This window comes from Mesorhizobium sp. M1A.F.Ca.IN.020.06.1.1 (assembly GCF_004023265.1).
GTDB lineage: Bacteria > Pseudomonadota > Alphaproteobacteria > Rhizobiales > Rhizobiaceae > Mesorhizobium.
This window is the reverse complement of record NZ_RZSR01001527.1, coordinates 1-822: the sequence shown is the minus strand read 5'-3', so window position 1 is coordinate 822 and position 822 is coordinate 1. Positions and strand designations below refer to the sequence as shown.

The window sequence follows — 822 nt, the reverse complement described above, 5'->3', positions numbered from 1 at the left end:
GTGCCCGACTTCCAGGTCACCGGCCTTGAATTCATGCGCCTGGGCGCCGGGAACGCACGCGAACAGGAAAAGAGCGAACACGGCAAGGCCGAGCCGTTCGAAACCGCGCGGACGAGCTTGCGCTCGCGATGCGGGAAGAAGATTGGACATGGTTGCTCCATGAGTATGGGATCGCGCCGTGATCCGGCCGCGAGCAGTCTGATCTTGGATGAATGCGCCCGCGAAAGGTTTCGCGGGTTTTTGTCAGACTGCGGCCGGCGGCGCGCGCGGATTGGCCGGAGAGCGGTCGCGGGCAAAATCGAGATGCCGGAAGGCCGGAGGCGGGAAAGCGACCGCGTCGAACACCAGCACCCTGGCGGGCGCGCCGGTATCCGGCGGCGGCAGATGCGCCGGCGAAACCGTGCTGCAGCCAGCCAAGCAGCAAGCCGGCATATGCTGCCGGTGCGGATCGCCGCCCGGAAGCTTGACCGCCCCGTCATGCGTGCAGATGACGTTGCCGAAGGCATCAAGCTTTGAAGGCGCGCCAAAGGCGAAGGCGCCAAGTGCCGACTGAAGCAACAGCAGCAGCGCCGCGACGAACGCGGCCGGCATGCTCCATCGTCTCAGCCGGATATCCAAAAGACCTGCCTCTTTCCAGCAATTCGACCGACCCTAGCATGGGGCCGGCGGCCGGAAAATCGGCAAAACCGGGCTGCGGCAACGCGGCGCGACGCGCCTGATCAGGCGGGCTGCACCTGCCGTCCTTCCGGAATGGAGCTCAACAGCGTCTGGCGGGCCGACTTCAGGTGCTTGCGGCAGGCGGCGTCCACTTTGGCGGGATCG

The 822-nt window shown here is 66.2% G+C and carries 1 protein-coding gene; it reads right to left on the bottom strand.

Annotation, left to right across the window (positions count from 1 at the left end):
• Positions 1-243: 243 nt before the first annotated feature.
• A complete protein-coding gene (locus tag EOA60_RS35325) occupies positions 244-591 on the bottom strand; it encodes a hypothetical protein (protein ID WP_095823522.1) in 348 nt (115 codons plus the stop codon).
• Positions 592-822 lie beyond the last annotated feature (231 nt).

What these genes read in the sequence shown, in the direction of transcription:
- EOA60_RS35325 (WP_095823522.1), bottom strand. Translation starts at nt 591, where the DNA reads ATGCCGGCCGCGTTCGTCGCGGCGCTGCTGCTGTTGCTTCAGTCGGCA.